Raw genomic sequence first — 14,268 nt, 5'->3', positions numbered from 1 at the left:
GGACCCCGCGCACGGGGCGTACCCGTGCAACGTCTAAAGTGGCGTGGTACGCGCAGGGGGCCTGGTCATCACCGGCTCCCTCGGTACGCGGATCTATTTCAACTACCTGGGGTGTTCGTGACCGCCGTCGAATCCCGCCCCGCTGGGGTGGTCGAGGCGACCCCGCGACACCGGCCGTTTCCGGCCCGTGTCGGGGCCTTCGTCGCACTGACCAAGCCACGCATCATCGAGCTGCTGCTGATCACCACCGTCCCGGTGATGTTCCTGGCGCAGCGCGGGATCCCGAACCTGCTGCTGGTCCTCGAGGTCGTCGTCGGCGGCTACCTCTCGGCGGGCGGCGCCAACGCCCTCAACATGTACATCGACCGCGACATCGACGCGCTGATGCACAGGACCGAGAACCGGCCGCTGGTCACCGGGATGGTCTCGCCGCGGGAGTGCCTGGTCTTCGGCATCTCGCTGGGCGTCTTCTCCACGGTGTGGTTCGCGGTGCTGGTCAACGCGCTGTCCGCGGCGCTGTCGCTGGCCGCGCTGCTGTTCTACGTCTTCGTCTACACGCTGGGGCTGAAGCGCCGGACCCCGCAGAACATCGTCTGGGGCGGGATCGCCGGCTGCATGCCGGTCTTCATCGGCTGGTCGGCGGTGACGAACTCGCTCTCCTGGGCGCCGGTGGTGCTCTTCCTGGTGATGTTCTTCTGGACGCCGCCGCACTACTGGCCGCTCTCCATGAAGGTGCAGGACGACTACGCCAACGCCGGGGTGCCGATGCTGCCGGTGGTGGCCGGGAACCTGGTGGTGGCCCGTCAGATCGTCATCTACAGCTGGGTGATGGTGCTGGTCTCGCTGCTGCTCTGGCCGGCCGCCCACACCAGTCTGCTGTACCCGATCGCGGCCGCGGTCTTCGGGGCGATGTGGCTGAAGGAGGCCCATCAGCTGCACAGCAGGGCGAAGGCCGGCGTCGTCGGCCCCAAGCTCAAGGAGATGCGGCTGTTCCACTGGTCCATCACCTACATCACCCTGCTGTTCGTGGTGATAGCGATCGACCCGTTCCTGCGCTGAGTGCGCTGAGCCGTCTCGTCGGCCCGCCCCGGTCCTCCTCCGCAGAGGGAGTGCCGGGGCGGTCTCGTGCTTGGGGCTACCGGTGGGTAGCATGCCCGGCATGAGCGAGAACGAGGGCAACGAGCGGCGGGCGGAGCGCATCGCCGGCCACATCCGGGCTTTCGCCCGTGAGCACGGCGAGGTCCAGGCCGTGGTGGAGTACGTGGGCGCGATCGGCACCCGGATCGCGCTGGTCGCGGGGGACGGCTCCTGGGGCGACCAGGTGGCGCCGGACTACGCCACCGCCAAGCGGGCGGTCGAGCTGTCGGGGGCGCAGGAGGAGGAGTCCTTCGAGGGCGAGCTGGGCGCGAAGGTCCGCACCAGCGAGTACGAGTGGCGCAGGATGGCCGGCAGCCAGCTGGGCGGGCGGCAGCCCGCGGGCACGCGTTAGCGGTGTCCTCGGCGCGGCGCCGCAGGCGCGAGCTGGGGGCGCGGGGAACTGCGCGGCCCGCGCGAACGGCGCCGCACCCGGCAACGGAGACTGGGTTGCAACCCGATGGCCGTTGCCGGGTGCGGCGCCGTTCGTGGTCGGCCGCGCAGTTCCCCGCGCCCCCAGCTCGCGCTGCGGCGCGGGGCCGCTAGACCTCGGCGGCCACGCGGGGCGGGGTGACCGGGGTGCGGTCCAGCTCGCCCGGTGCCGGGCGGGTGTGGAGGGAGAGGTAGAGGCGGAGGGCGGTCAGCCAGACCAGCGCGGCGCCGAGGAGGTGGATGCCCACCACCAGTTCCGGCAGGTGGAGGAAGTACTGCACATAGCCGACGACCGCCTGGGAGAGCAGGACCGCGAGGAACTGCTTGGCCCGCAGCCGCGGGGTCGACGGGGCGTCCACCGCCATCAGAACGAAGATCATCGCGACCGCCAGACCGACCGTCGCGAAGGCCAGGTCCGCGTGGAACTGGGTGACCTTCTCCCAGTCCAGCGGCATCCGCTTGACCACGGTGCCGTCGCCCGAGTGCGGACCCGAGCCGGTGACCAGCGTGCCCGCGACGCAGAGCGCGCCGGTGACCAGCACCAGGAACCGGGTCATCTGCACCACCGGCACGCCGACCGTCCGCACCGGCGCCTCGTCGCTCTCCAGGCTGCGCTGCCACTGCACCAGCGCGATCGCGATCAGCGCCAGCGAGGCCAGGAAGTGCACCGCCACCAGGAACGGGTTGAGCTTCGCCAGGACGACGATGCCGCCCCAGACCGCGTCGAAGACGATCATCCAGAACTGGGCCCAGGCCAGCCTGGTGAGGCTGCGCCGCCACGGCCTGCCGCAGCGGGCGGCGATGATCGCCAGCCCGACCACCACGCAGAGGACGTCGGTCAGCAGCCGGTTGCCGAACTCGATGACGCCGTGGATGCCCATCGCCGGGGTGTTGGCCAGGTGGTCACCCGTGCAGGTCGGCCAGGTCGGGCAGCCGAGGCCGGAGCCGCTCAGCCGGACGGCGCCGCCGGTCACCACCACGACGATGCTCATCACCAGCGCCGCGAAGGCGGTCCACCGGACCACACGGTCCGATGCGGTCCAATGGGCGGCGAGCCAGGAGAAAGGGGTACGCACCCGGCAGATTCTAGGTCGCGGACCTACGGATCTTGTGTACGGGGTGGCCGGCGGCTACTCCCAGCGGAAGAACCGGGCCGCCGCGGCGAGTCCGGCCACCGCCCAGGCGGCGAGGATCCCCAGGTCGCCCCAGGGCATCGCGGAACCGTGCTGGAGGACGGCGCGGAGCCCGTCGGAGAGGGCGGAGACCGGCAGCGCGTCCAGCACCGGGCGGACCGCCGAGGGGAACTTGCTGAGCGGCACGATCACGCCGCCGGCCAGGAGGAGAAGGATGAAGACCAGGTTGGCGGCGGCCAGGGTCGCCTCGGCCCGCAGGGTGCCGGCCATCAGCAGGCCGAGCCCGGAGAACGCGGCCGTGCCCAGGACCAGGAGGAGGACCACCGCGCCGGGGTTGCCGTGCGGCTGCCACCCCAGGGCCAGGGCGATCACCGAGAGGAGGGCGAACTGCAGGATCTCGGTGATCAGCACGCAGCCGGTCTTGGCGGTGAGGAGCGTCCAGCGGGGGAGGGGGCTGGCGCCGAGCCGCTTGAGGACCCCGTAGCGGCGCTCGAAACCGGTCCCGATGGCCTGCCCGGTGAAGGCCGTGGACATCACCGCGAGGGCGAGGAGCCCGGGGGCGAGGAAGTCCACCCGGTGGCCCGGCCCGGTCGTCGGCAGGATGTCCACCGCGGAGAACAGCACCAGCAGGACCGTGGGGATGACCACGGTCAGCAGCAGCTGCTCGCCGTTCCTGAGCAGCATCCTGGTCTCGAGGAGGGTCTGGGCGGCGAGCATCCGGCCGGTCGGGGCGGCCCCGGGGGCCGGGGTGAAGTCGGTGGTGGTCACGCGCGGAGGTCCCGTCCGGTGAGTTCCAGGAAGACGTCTTCGAGGGTGCGGCGCTCGACCGCGAGCTGGTCCGGCAGCACGCCGACCTGGACGCACCAGGAGGTGACGGTGGCCAGCAGCTGGGGGTCCACGGTCCCTTCGACGCGGTAGCTCCCGGGGCTCAGCTCGGCCACCGCGGTGCCGTCGGGGAGGGCCTTGAGGAGGCCGCCGAGGTCCAGGCCGGGGCGGCCGGAGAAGCGCAGGGTGTTCTCGGCGCCGCCGCGGCAGAGCTGCTCGGGCGAGCCGACGGCGATCACCTTGCCGTGGTCGACGATGGCGACCTCGTCGGCGAGCTGCTCGGCCTCGTCCATCAGATGGGTGGTGAGGACCACGGTCACGCCGTCCCGGCGGAGGTCGCGGATCAGGTCCCAGGTGGCGCGGCGGGCCTGCGGGTCGAGGCCGGCGGTGGGCTCGTCGAGGAAGACCAGCTCCGGGCGGCCGACCACGGCCATCGCCAGCGAGAGCCGCTGCTGCTGGCCGCCGGAGAGGCGGCGGTAGCCGGTGCGGCCGCAGGACTCCAGGCCGAGCCGCTCGATCAGGGCGGGGACGTCCAGCGGGTGGGCGTGGAGCTTCGCCATGTGGTGGAGCATCTCCGCCGCGCGGGCGCCGGAGTAGACGCCGCCGGACTGCAGCATCACGCCGATCCGGGGGCGGAGGGCGCGGGCGTCGGCGACGGGGTCGAGGCCGAGGACGCGGACGATGCCGGCGTCGGGGCGTCGGTAGCCCTCGCAGGTCTCGACGGTGGTGGTCTTGCCGGCTCCGTTGGGGCCCAGGACGGCGGTGAGGGCGCCTCGGCGGATCGTCAGGTCGAGGGCGTCGACGGCGGTCTTGCCGCGGTAGCGCTTGGTCAGACCGCGGATCTCCACCGCGGGGTCGGCGGCGCCGCGTGGTGCGGGGATCGCTGGGGTGGGGCGGTCCGACTCGGATTGCATGCGCAGAAGTCTACGAAGCGTCCGGGGCCGCGCCTGCGGCGGGCTTCCTCCCCGACCCCGCCCCGGCCCGTTCTCCGGGACCGACGCCCCGGGCCCCGCCGGGCGGCTTGCCGGCCGTTGCCGGGTGCGGCGCCGTGGTCGGCTGGGCGCGCAGGCCCCGCGCGCCTGATCCGCGCCTGGGGCGCCGCTCCCGGGGCGGTCTCAGCGGTGGTCGCGGAGCCAGGCCTGGGCGTAGGCGACGGCATCCCGCAGGGGGAACAGGCGGGAGTCGGCGCCGCCGACGCGGCCGCGGGTGACCGGCTGGGCGGTTTCGTACCCGGCGCCCAGCTCGGCGAAGTCCTCGCTGGTGACGCGGGTGTCGGTGAAGGTGCGCCAGGCGCGGCCGGCGGGGCCGGAGACCGCGCAGGCGCACTCGGCCGTGCGGCGCCGGTCCGGCGGGAGGCGGTATTCGGCGAGGTGGAAGCAGGTGCAGGAGTCGTAGCCCGCGCCGAGGAGGAGGACCTGGGCGTCGGCCTCCTCCAGGCGGGCCAGGGGGGAGTCCTCGCCGAGGCGGCAGTCTAGCGCGTGGCCGCCGGTGATCTTCTCGGCCAGGGGGCCGTGGGCCGAGAAGGAGGTCTGCGGGTGGGCGCTTCGCTGCGCGCCCGGCCAGGTGCGGACGGTCTCCGCGATCGCGCCCATCCCTCGCGAGGGGGTGATCCGCGGGTCGTAGGGGGGCATGTGGGCGCGGATGACTGGCCACCACTCCTCGGGGACGGGCGGGTTCCCCCATTCGCCGGGGTCCGAGTTGTCGGAGGTGTGGGTGGGGACGACCAGCGTGCCCGCCGCGCCGAGCGCCGCCATCAGCGCCTCGACCGCGGTGACCGCCCCGCCGACGACCCAGCCGAGGGAGCTGAGCGAGGAGTGGACGAGGAGCGCGCCTCCGGGGCGCACGCCCAGCGCACGGAGGTCCTCGGCGAGCGAATCGCGGGTGCAGAGTGGTTCGCGGGGGGTCTCGGCCATGGACCGAGTCTTCCGGACGGGGCCGCCGACCGCATCGGGTTTTGGCCGGTCAGGCGCGCGCGTCGGACATTCGCGCCGGTCGACTTAGGTATGCCTTCGTGATCGAGGAGACACCGCCGCCGGTTGATCGCGCTTGTTCCTTCGGCGTGAATTACGCAACAATGGCGTTGTGAAAAACGCGCGCACGAGGCAGGAGCGGGTGTCGGAGGCGGCCGAGCAGGCCGCCCACCGCAACACGCGCGATCGCGTCGCGCGCTCGATCCTCGACCACGGCCCCTCCACCGCCGGGGACCTCGCGGAGCGGCTGAGCCTGACCCAGGCCGCCGTCCGCCGGCATCTGGACGCGCTGGTCGCGGCCGGCCTGGTCGAGCCCCGTGAACAGCGGGTGTACGGGCACCGCGGGCGCGGCCGGCCGGCCAAGGTCTTCGCGCTCACCGACTCCGGGCGCTCCGCCTTCTACCAGGCCTACGACAAGCTGGCCGCGGACGCGATGAAGTTCATCGCGGACCAGGCCGGCGGCGGCGAGGCGGGTGCGGAGGCGGTCGCCTCCTTCGCCAGGGCCCGGCTGGAGGCCCAGGTGGAGCGTTACCGGGCCGCCGTCGCCGAGGCCCGTGCCGAGGAGGGGCGGACGCCCGCCGAGGCCCTTGCGGAGGCGCTCTCCGCGGACGGGTACGCTGCCGGAGTGCGGCGTGTCCCGTCCGGCGCGGGCGCCTCCGGCCCCGTCGGCGAGCAGCTCTGCCAGCACCACTGCCCGGTGGCCCACATCGCCGAGCAGTTCCCCCAGTTCTGCGAGGCGGAGACGGAAGTCTTCTCCAAGGTTCTGGACACCCACGTGCAGCGGCTGGCCACCATCGCCCACGGCGACGGGGTCTGCACCACGTACGTGCCCGGCCCCGCCGGCGCCCCGCAGCCCAACGATCGCAGTACCACTCCGTCCGGGAGGAACCCCGCATGACTCTGCCCGCAGAGACTGCCCACCCAGAGCTCGAGGGCCTGGGCACCTACGAGTACGGCTGGGCCGACTCCGACGTCGCGGGCGCCAGCGCCAGGCGCGGTCTCAGCGAGGACGTCGTCCGTGACATCTCCGCGAAGAAGAACGAGCCGGAGTGGATGCTCAAGCTTCGGCTCAAGGGCCTGAAGCTGTTCGGCAAGAAGCCGATGCCGACCTGGGGCTCGGACCTCACCGGGATCGACTTCGACAACATCAAGTACTTCGTGCGCTCCACCGAGCAGCAGGCCGAGTCCTGGGAGGAGCTGCCCGAGGACATCAAGAACACCTACGACAAGCTGGGCATCCCCGAGGCGGAGAAGCAGCGTCTTGTCGCGGGTGTCGCCGCGCAGTACGAGTCCGAGGTCGTCTACCACCAGATCCGCGAGGACCTGGAGGCGCAGGGCGTCATCTTCCTCGACACCGACACCGCGCTCAAGGAGCACCCGGAGCTCTTCAAGGAGTACTTCGGCACCGTGATCCCGGCCGGCGACAACAAGTTCGCCTCGCTGAACACGGCCGTGTGGTCCGGCGGATCGTTCATCTACGTGCCGAAGGGCGTGCACGTGGACATCCCGCTGCAGGCCTACTTCCGGATCAACACCGAGAACATGGGCCAGTTCGAGCGGACGCTGATCATCGTCGACGAGGACGCCTACGTCCATTACGTCGAGGGCTGCACCGCGCCGATCTACAAGTCGGACTCGCTGCACTCCGCGGTGGTCGAGATCATCGTCAAGAAGGGCGGCCGCTGCCGCTACACGACGATCCAAAACTGGTCGAACAACGTCTACAACCTGGTGACCAAGCGGGCCGTCGCCCACGAGGGCGCGACCATGGAGTGGGTCGACGGCAACATCGGCTCCAAGGTCACCATGAAGTACCCGGCCGTCTACCTGATGGGCGAGCACGCCAAGGGCGAGACGCTGTCCATCGCCTTCGCGGGCGAGGGCCAGCACCAGGACGCCGGCGCCAAGATGGTGCACCTGGCGCCCAACACCTCCTCGTCGATCGTGTCGAAGTCGGTGGCCCGCGGCGGCGGCCGTACCTCGTACCGCGGTCTGATCGAGGTCAGCGAGGGCTCGCACGGCGCCAAGTCGAACGTCCTCTGCGACGCGCTGCTGGTGGACACCGTCTCGCGCTCGGACACCTACCCGTACCAGGACGTCCGCGAGGACGACGTGTCGATGGGCCACGAGGCGACCGTCTCCAAGGTCAGCGAGGACCAGCTCTTCTACCTGATGAGCCGGGGCCTGACCGAGCAGGAGGCGATGGCGATGATCGTCCGCGGCTTCGTCGAGCCGATCGCCCGCGAACTGCCGATGGAGTACGCGCTGGAGCTCAACCGGCTGATCGAGCTCCAGATGGAGGGCGCGGTCGGCTGACCCCTCCGCCCGCATCCAGGTACTGACGGTTTCCAGAGAAGAGAGCTAAGCCACAGCCATGGCTGACGTAACCACCACGCCCGGCGGGGCGACCACCGCCGGTTCGATCGAGACCGGCACGACGGGAGCCGGTGGCCGGATGGCCGGGCCGGGCACCGGCCGGGTCGAGCAGCCCGTCGACGCCCGGCTGCAGGCCGTCGAGTCCTATGACGTCGCGGACTTCCCGGTGCCCAGCGGGCGCGAGGAGAACTGGCGGTTCACCCCGCTGCACCGGCTGAAGGGCCTCCACGACGGCACCGCCCAGGCGGGCGGCTCGGTGCGGGTCGAGGTCAGCGCGCCGGAGGGCGTGCGGGTCGAGACCGTCGGCCGGGACGACGCGCGGCTCGGCAAGGCCGGCAAGCCGGTGGACCGGGTGGCCGCGCAGGCCTACTCCTCCTTCGAGAAGGCCGGCGTCGTGTCCATCCCCAAGGACGCGGTGCTGACCGAGCCGGTGCGGATCACGGTGCACGGCGAGGGCGGCACCGCCTACGGCCACCAGGTGGTCGAGGTGGGCGCGTTCGCCGAGGCCGTGGTGGTCATCGAGCACACCGGCGACGCGGTGCTCGCGGCCAACGTCGAGTACCTGATCGGGGACGGCGCCAAGCTGACCGTGGTCTCCGTGCAGGACTGGGAGGACACCGCCGTCCACGCCGCCCAGCACACCGCGCTGGTCGGCCGGGACGCGAGCTTCAAGTCCGTGGTGGTGACCTTCGGCGGCGACCTGGTGCGGCTGCACCCGCGGATCGTCTACGGCGCCCCGGGCGGCGAGGCCGAGCTCTTCGGGCTCTACTTCGCCGACGCCGGCCAGCACCTGGAGCACCGGCTCTTCATCGACCACGACACCCCGCACTGCCGCTCCAACGTCGCCTACAAGGGCGCGCTGCAGGGCGACGACGCCCACGCGGTGTGGATCGGCGACGTGCTGATCCGGGCCGAGGCCACCGGCACCGACACCTACGAGCTCAACCGGAACCTGGTCCTCACGGACGGCGCCCGGGTCGACTCGGTGCCGAACCTGGAGATCGAGACCGGCGAGATCGTCGGGGCCGGCCACGCCTCGGCCACCGGCCGCTTCGACGACGAGCAGCTCTTCTACCTGCAGGCCCGCGGCATCCCGGCGGACGAGGCCCGCCGCCTGGTGGTGCTCGGCTTCTTCGGCGAGCTGGTCCAGCAGATCGGCCTGCCCGAGCTTCAGCAGCGGCTGATGGGCAAGGTCGAGCAGGAGCTGGAGGCCGTCGTCTCGTGACCGCGAATTTTGAACGGGTGTGCGCGCTCGGCGAGTTGGAGCCGGACACCCCGAAGCGGGTGGAGGTCGGCGGGGTGCCGGTGGCCGTGGTCCGCGCGGAGGGCGAGGTCTACGCGATCAACGACATCTGCTCGCACGCCCACGTCTCGCTCTCCGAGGGCGAGGTCGAGGACTGCTCCATCGAGTGCTGGCTGCACGGGTCGTCCTTCGACCTGCGCACCGGAAAGCCCAACGGGCTGCCCGCCACCAAGCCCGTCCCCGTGTACCCCGTGAAGATCGAAGGAGACGGCGCCGACGCCGCCGTGCTCGTCGCCGTCAACCAGGAGTCCTGAGTCACCCATGGCAACGCTTGAGATCAACGACCTGCACGTCACCGTTGAAGCCGAGAACGGCCCCCGCGAGATCCTGAAGGGCGTCGACCTGACGGTCAAGCAGGGCGAGACCCACGCCATCATGGGTCCGAACGGCTCCGGCAAGTCGACGCTGGCCTACTCGCTGGCCGGCCACCCGAAGTACACGATCACCGGCGGCACCGTGCTGCTGGACGGCGAGGACGTCCTCGCGATGACCGTGGACGAGCGGGCCAAGGCCGGCGTCTTCCTCGCCATGCAGTACCCGGTCGAGGTGCCCGGCGTCTCCGTGTCCAACTTCCTGCGGACCTCCGCCACCGCCATCCGCGGTGAGGCCCCCAAGCTGCGGCACTGGGTCAAGGAGGTCAAGGAGGCCATGGAGCGCCTCCAGATCGACCCCGCCTTCGCCGAGCGCAACGTCAACGAGGGCTTCTCCGGCGGTGAGAAGAAGCGCCACGAGATCCTCCAGCTGGAGCTCCTCAAGCCGAAGATCGCGGTGCTCGACGAGACCGACTCCGGCCTCGACGTCGACGCGCTGCGGATCGTCTCCGAGGGCGTCAACCGGGTCCGCGAGAACGGCGAGGTCGGCACCCTGCTGATCACCCACTACACGCGGATCCTCCGCTACATCAAGCCCGACTACGTCCACGTCTTCGCGGGCGGGCGGATCGTCGAGTCCGGCGGTCCCGAGCTCGCCGACAAGCTGGAGAACGAGGGCTACGAGGCGTACGTGAAGGGTGGCGCAGCCGAGTGACTTCAACCTCGCAGCAGCTCAGCGGGCTGCTCGACACGGACGCGGTCCGTAAGGACTTCCCGATCCTGCAGCGCCAGCTGCACGACGGGAAGCCCCTGGTCTACCTGGACAACGCGGCCACCTCGCAGAAGCCCCGCCAGGTGCTGGACGCCCTGGCCGACTACTACGAGCGGTACAACGCCAACGTCCACCGCGGTGTCCACGTCCTCGCCGAGGAGGCCACCGAGGCGTACGAGGGCGCCCGGGACAAGGTCGCCGAGTTCATCAACGCGCCCAGCCGGAACGAGGTGGTGTTCACCAAGAACGCCTCCGAGAGCCTCAACCTGGTCGCCAACCTGCTGGGCTGGGCCGACGAGCCGTACCGGGTCGGGGCCGGGGCCGAGGTCGTCATCACGGAGATGGAGCACCACTCCAACATCGTTCCGTGGCAGCTGCTGGCGCAGCGGACCGGCGCCGGGCTCAAGTGGTTCGGGCTGACCGACGAGGGCCGTCTCGACCTGTCGAACATCGAGCAGGTCATCACCGAGCGGACCAAGGTCGTCTCGATCGTCCTGGTCTCCAACGTGCTGGGCACCCACAACCCGATCGACCGGATCGTGCGGCGGGCGCAGGACGTCGGCGCGCTGGTCGTGGTCGACGCCTCGCAGGCCGTCCCGCACATGCCGGTGGACGTGCAGGCGCTGGGCGCGGACTTCGTGGCCTTCACCGGGCACAAGATGTGCGGTCCGACCGGCATCGGCGTGCTGTGGGGCCGGCAGGAGCTGCTGGAGGACCTGCCGCCGTTCCTGGGCGGCGGGGAGATGATCGAGACCGTTTCGATGAACTCCTCCACGTACGCCCCGGCGCCGCACAAGTACGAGGCGGGGACGCCGGCGATCGCCGAGGCGATCGGGCTGGGCGCGGCCGTCGACTACCTGCGGTCGGTGGGGATCGAGAAGATCGCCGCGCATGAGCAGGCGCTCACCGCGTATGCGCTTGAGCGGCTGAAGGAGGTCCCCGACCTGCGGATCGTCGGCCCGACGGACGCCGTGGACCGGGGCTCCGCGATCTCCTTCACCCTCGGCGACATCCACCCCCACGATGTGGGGCAGGTGCTGGACGAGCAGGGGATCGCGGTCCGGGTCGGCCACCACTGCGCGCGGCCGGTCTGCCTGCGGTACGGAATTCCCGCGACCACGCGGGCGTCCTTCTATCTGTACTCGACGCCGGGCGAGGTCGACGCGCTGGTCGACGGTCTCGAGCATGTGCGTCAGTTCTTCGGATGAGCAGAGATTCGGTTAGGAGGCGCCTCGCGTGAAGCTGGAATCGATGTACCAGGAGATCATCCTGGACCACTACCGCAACCCGCACGGCAAGGGGCTGCGGGACGGCGACGCCGAGGTGCATCACGTCAACCCCACCTGCGGTGACGAGATCACCCTGCGGGTGAAGCTGGACGGCCAGCGGATCGAGGACGTGTCGTACGAGTCGCAGGGCTGTTCGATCAGCCAGGCCTCGGCGTCCGTGTTGAACGACATGCTGGTGGGGAAGACGCTCGGCGAGGCTCAGGCCGTGCAGGAGGCCTTCCTTGAGCTGATGCAGAGCAAGGGCCAGATGGAGGGCGACGAGGAGGTGCTGGAGGACGCGGTGGCGTTCGCCGGCGTCTCCAAGTACCCGGCACGGGTGAAGTGCGCCCTGCTGTCCTGGATGGCCTGGAAGGACGCCACCGCGAAGGCTCTGGCGAAGGAGGCCGTGTGAGCGAGAGTGTGAACACCGAAGAGAACACCGCGGGGAGCGCCGCGGAGGGCGGTGCCGCTGCCGAGGCCTCGGACGAGGCCTTCGTGTCCAAGGGCACGGTCTCGGTGGAGGACCTCAGGGAGGCCCTGATGGACGTCGTCGACCCGGAGCTCGGGATCGACGTGGTCAATCTGGGCCTGATCTACGGCCTGCATGTGGACGAGGCCGACACGGCCACCGTCGACATGACGCTGACCTCCGCCGCCTGCCCGCTGACCGACGTGATCGAGGACCAGGCGCGCAGCGCCACCGACGGTCTGGTCAAGGACCTGCGGATCAACTGGGTCTGGATGCCGCCGTGGGGCCCGGACAAGATCACCGACGACGGGCGCGACCAGCTGCGCGCGCTGGGCTTCAACGTCTGACCGCTCGATCGAATCGCGGACGGCCGCGGAGCGTACCTCCTTTCGGAGGGCGTTCCGCGGCCGTTCCCGTTTCCCCGCGGTTCGAGTGGTGGTCGAGGCGCTGTCACCCGCGTGAGGGACCGGTGGGATGGAGTGCAGGGGCTAGGCTGTCAGCCTGCCTCAGGCTGCACGAGAGCCGCACCAGATCCGAGGAGAACGAGCGCCATGGCCGGACGACGCCCCGAAATGTATGGCGAACTCGATTGGGACGTCGAGGAGTCGGGTGAGCAGGGCAACGACGAGCCGGTCGTGGTGCCGCCGGTGCGGCTGGCGCCGCGGGCCGAGCTGGCCGCGGCGGCCGCGGGGTCCCCGCTGTTCTCCGCCGCGCTGCGGCTGGCCCGGTGGACCGGGCGGGAGGACGGTGCGGGCTGCCCCGTGGACGAGTGGGGCGACCTGACGTCTGGTCAGGAGGCCGCGGCCGAGCGGGAGTTGGGCATCACCGGGGAGGACGGCGACGGGCTGCTGTGGCGGGCCTGGCCGCTGGCCGTCGACCTGGAGCTGGTCGCGCTGGAGAAGTCCGGCGAGGGGACCGGGGGCGAGGCCGCCGGCGAGGTGGCCCGGCCCGGGGCGGCACTGAACGCGCTGGACGAGTCGGACCCGGAGTCCGTGCTGGCGCTCTGGGAGCTGGCCGCGTCGGTGGTGCTGGAGACGGCCGTCGAGGCGGAGGCCGACGTCGACGCGCTCTTCGGGGCCGCGCAGGACGGCGCGGAGGGCGCCTCCTCGTCCGAGCCCTCGCAGTCCGAGCTGGAGGCGGCGGCGGACGCCGAGTACGCCCGGATCGAGGAGGCCACCGAGGAGGCCGAGGACCTCCTGGACGAGGCCCTCCTCGCCCTCTACACCGCGACCGCGCTCGCGGCCGAGGCCACCGAGCCGATGCCGCTCGGGGTGCTGGCCGCGCTGCTGGTGGTGCCGGAGGGCGAGGAGCCGGACCAGGAGATGCTGGGCGAGATCACCTCGGTGATGGTGGAGCTCGACCCGATGTTCCAGGATCTGGCGGAGATCGGGGTGCTGGACTACCGGCCGATCGACCCGGAGCTGTTCGAGGAGTCCGAGGACGCGGACGGCTCGGAGGGCCGGGAGGCGCCCGAGGGCGCGGAGGCCCCGGAGGGCGCGGGGGGCGCGGAGGGCTCGGAGGCGGCGTCGAAGGGCGGCCGGATCGAGGTCAGCGAGGCCGAGGCGGCGCGCTTCGGGCATGTGCGGCTGACGCCGCTCGGCGCCCACGCCGTACGGACCTGGCTGATCGCCGAGGGCTATGACGCGCCGCTGATCGGGGCGCACGCGGGCGGCACCGCGAAGGAGCTGCTCACCGGGATCACCGAGGCGGCGAACGTGCTGCCGGAGGAGGAGATCCGGGAGTGGGCGGCCGGCCGCCAGCCGGTGGTCGCCGCCGAGGAGCTGCTCGCCGCCGCGCGCGGAACCGATCCGCTGAGCCCGGTGCGGCGGATGTTCTGCCAGGTCGCCCTCTCCGAGCTGGGCGCCGGGGCGGAGCCCGCCGTGCGCGGGGCGCTGGACGATCCGCAGCTGGGCGGGTTCGCGCGGGCCTGGCTGGTGGACCACGGCGCGGCGGACGTGCCGGCGCCGGAGCGGTCGCTGCTGCTGTGGACCACGGTGGACACCCTCGCCGCGCAGATCCTGGACGAGGCGGTCGAGCTGGACGTCGTGCAGGAGCTGGTCGAGCAGCTGCCGGCGCGGCAGGACCCGGCGGCCTTCTTCGACGAGTTCTGGCGGATCGACCACCCGTACACCGCCGAAGTACTGGACGCGATCGGGGAGTTGCACCCGGACCGTACGGTGGTCAAGGAGGCCCGGCGGGCCGCGCACAAGGCGCGCAGCGGCAGCGGGGCGTGAGGCGGGCGGGGCGTCGCCGGTCGCCGGTCATCCGCTGGTGA

Annotated in this window: 15 protein-coding genes; 11 read left to right on the top strand and 4 right to left on the bottom strand. The window is 71.6% G+C overall.

The features are described 5' to 3' along the window. Positions 1-111: 111 nt before the first annotated feature. Together BS73_RS12380 and BS73_RS12375 are read left to right on the top strand one after the other, a co-directional pair. Positions 112-1,059 (top strand): heme o synthase, encoded by a 948-nt coding sequence (locus BS73_RS12380; protein ID WP_200886686.1) that lies wholly within the window; start codon positions 112-114, stop codon positions 1,057-1,059. 100 nt (positions 1,060-1,159) lie between these two features. After that, on the top strand, positions 1,160-1,489 hold the full coding sequence (locus tag BS73_RS12375; RefSeq protein ID WP_037579265.1) for a hypothetical protein: 330 nt from the start codon (positions 1,160-1,162) through the stop codon (positions 1,487-1,489). Positions 1,490-1,676: 187 nt separating this feature from the next. Here the strand turns inward: BS73_RS12375 and BS73_RS12370 are convergent, their stop codons facing one another. The 4 genes from BS73_RS12370 to BS73_RS12355 form a co-directional block, all read right to left on the bottom strand. Then, positions 1,677-2,642: a COX15/CtaA family protein gene (locus tag BS73_RS12370; protein WP_235215391.1), complete on the bottom strand. Its 966-nt coding sequence runs from the start codon at positions 2,640-2,642 to the stop codon at positions 1,677-1,679. A 54-nt stretch (positions 2,643-2,696) separates the two neighbouring features. Next, entirely contained in the window at positions 2,697-3,416 is a 720-nt protein-coding gene (locus tag BS73_RS12365; RefSeq protein WP_152617854.1) for an ABC transporter permease, read from the bottom strand. A 47-nt stretch (positions 3,417-3,463) separates the two neighbouring features. Beyond that, complete coding sequence (locus BS73_RS12360; protein WP_051939851.1) at positions 3,464-4,438, bottom strand: ABC transporter ATP-binding protein; 975 nt, start codon at positions 4,436-4,438, stop codon at positions 3,464-3,466. 201 nt (positions 4,439-4,639) lie between these two features. Continuing rightward, positions 4,640-5,437, bottom strand: coding sequence for an aminoglycoside N(3)-acetyltransferase (locus BS73_RS12355; RefSeq protein ID WP_037571753.1), 798 nt, complete (start codon positions 5,435-5,437; stop codon positions 4,640-4,642). Positions 5,438-5,606: 169 nt separating this feature from the next. On the opposite strand from BS73_RS12355, the gene BS73_RS12350 reads away from it, so the two are divergent. The 9 genes from BS73_RS12350 (at position 5,607) to BS73_RS12310 (ending at position 14,227) form a co-directional block, all read left to right on the top strand. Continuing rightward, complete coding sequence (locus BS73_RS12350) at positions 5,607-6,392, top strand: helix-turn-helix transcriptional regulator (protein WP_051939850.1); 786 nt, start codon at positions 5,607-5,609, stop codon at positions 6,390-6,392. Further along, positions 6,389-7,810: a Fe-S cluster assembly protein SufB gene (gene sufB / locus BS73_RS12345; RefSeq protein WP_037571749.1), complete on the top strand. Its 1,422-nt coding sequence runs from the start codon at positions 6,389-6,391 to the stop codon at positions 7,808-7,810. Before BS73_RS12350 ends, sufB begins: the two co-directional genes overlap by 4 nt. Before the next feature lie 139 nt (positions 7,811-7,949). Continuing rightward, positions 7,950-9,095 carry a Fe-S cluster assembly protein SufD gene (gene sufD / locus BS73_RS12340; RefSeq protein WP_407675137.1) on the top strand — a complete coding sequence of 382 codons (1,146 nt, stop codon included), beginning with the start codon at positions 7,950-7,952 and terminating at the stop codon, positions 9,093-9,095. Continuing rightward, the gene (locus tag BS73_RS12335) at positions 9,092-9,427 is read left to right on the top strand and encodes a non-heme iron oxygenase ferredoxin subunit (protein ID WP_037571741.1); all 336 of its coding nucleotides are present in this window, start codon (positions 9,092-9,094) and stop codon (positions 9,425-9,427) included. Before sufD ends, BS73_RS12335 begins: the two co-directional genes overlap by 4 nt. A gap of 7 nt (positions 9,428-9,434) precedes the next feature. Beyond that, positions 9,435-10,199: a Fe-S cluster assembly ATPase SufC gene (gene sufC / locus BS73_RS12330; RefSeq protein WP_037571739.1), complete on the top strand. Its 765-nt coding sequence runs from the start codon at positions 9,435-9,437 to the stop codon at positions 10,197-10,199. Further along, a complete protein-coding gene (locus BS73_RS12325) occupies positions 10,196-11,464 on the top strand; it encodes a cysteine desulfurase (protein ID WP_037571736.1) in 1,269 nt (422 codons plus the stop codon). Before sufC ends, BS73_RS12325 begins: the two co-directional genes overlap by 4 nt. 28 nt (positions 11,465-11,492) lie before the next feature. Then, a complete protein-coding gene (gene sufU, locus BS73_RS12320; protein WP_037571733.1) occupies positions 11,493-11,936 on the top strand; it encodes a Fe-S cluster assembly sulfur transfer protein SufU in 444 nt (147 codons plus the stop codon). Between the two features lie 83 nt (positions 11,937-12,019). Then, positions 12,020-12,340, top strand: coding sequence for a metal-sulfur cluster assembly factor (locus tag BS73_RS12315; RefSeq protein WP_037579259.1), 321 nt, complete (start codon positions 12,020-12,022; stop codon positions 12,338-12,340). Between the two features lie 204 nt (positions 12,341-12,544). Beyond that, a complete protein-coding gene (locus BS73_RS12310; RefSeq protein WP_152617598.1) occupies positions 12,545-14,227 on the top strand; it encodes a hypothetical protein in 1,683 nt (560 codons plus the stop codon). Positions 14,228-14,268: the final 41 nt, after the last annotated feature.

Origin of the sequence: Phaeacidiphilus oryzae TH49 (assembly GCF_000744815.1) — a bacterium.
GTDB lineage: Bacteria > Actinomycetota > Actinomycetes > Streptomycetales > Streptomycetaceae > Phaeacidiphilus > Phaeacidiphilus oryzae.
This window is presented reverse-complemented; position numbering and strand designations above follow the sequence as displayed.

What these genes read in the sequence shown, in the direction of transcription:
- sufB (WP_037571749.1), top strand. Translation starts at nt 6,389, where the DNA reads ATGACTCTGCCCGCAGAGACTGCCCACCCAGAGCTCGAGGGCCTGGGC.
- sufD (WP_407675137.1), top strand. Translation starts at nt 7,950, where the DNA reads ATGGCCGGGCCGGGCACCGGCCGGGTCGAGCAGCCCGTCGACGCCCGG.
- BS73_RS12360 (WP_051939851.1), bottom strand. Translation starts at nt 4,438, where the DNA reads ATGCAATCCGAGTCGGACCGCCCCACCCCAGCGATCCCCGCACCACGC.
- BS73_RS12310 (WP_152617598.1), top strand. Translation starts at nt 12,545, where the DNA reads ATGGCCGGACGACGCCCCGAAATGTATGGCGAACTCGATTGGGACGTC.
- BS73_RS12375 (WP_037579265.1), top strand. Translation starts at nt 1,160, where the DNA reads ATGAGCGAGAACGAGGGCAACGAGCGGCGGGCGGAGCGCATCGCCGGC.
- sufC (WP_037571739.1), top strand. Translation starts at nt 9,435, where the DNA reads ATGGCAACGCTTGAGATCAACGACCTGCACGTCACCGTTGAAGCCGAG.
- BS73_RS12355 (WP_037571753.1), bottom strand. Translation starts at nt 5,437, where the DNA reads ATGGCCGAGACCCCCCGCGAACCACTCTGCACCCGCGATTCGCTCGCC.
- BS73_RS12365 (WP_152617854.1), bottom strand. Translation starts at nt 3,416, where the DNA reads ATGCTCGCCGCCCAGACCCTCCTCGAGACCAGGATGCTGCTCAGGAAC.